Genomic DNA, 244 nt, shown 5'->3' with positions numbered 1-244 from the left:
CCACCAGTACGCGGCGTGCGCATTCAATGTATGCCGCGCCGGCATCGGTCGGTTTCACAGTGCGTGAGGTGCGATCGAACAAGCTCACGCCGAGGGTTTCTTCCAGTTGCCTAATCTGCTGCGACAACGTCGGCTGCGACACGTGCAGCGCTTCGGCGGCGCGGGTGAAGCCGCCGTGATCGGCAACGGCGAGCAGATAACGCAAATGTCGCAAAAGCATGGAAACACCATCTATAGGCAGGAC

General features: G+C 60.2%; 1 protein-coding gene. It reads right to left on the bottom strand.

Going from position 1 to position 244, the window contains the following annotated elements; all coding sequences use genetic code 11:
• Nucleotides 1-220: LysR family transcriptional regulator (locus NR201_RS22595; protein WP_256850199.1), on the bottom strand; the 220-nt coding region annotated here is incomplete at its 3' end.
• Between the last annotated feature and the right edge of the window lie 24 nt (nt 221-244).

The organism is Pantoea sp. Fr-CA_6, assembly GCF_024520895.1.
Taxonomy (GTDB): Bacteria; Pseudomonadota; Gammaproteobacteria; order Enterobacterales; family Enterobacteriaceae; genus Pantoea; species Pantoea agglomerans.
This window is presented reverse-complemented; position numbering and strand designations above follow the sequence as displayed.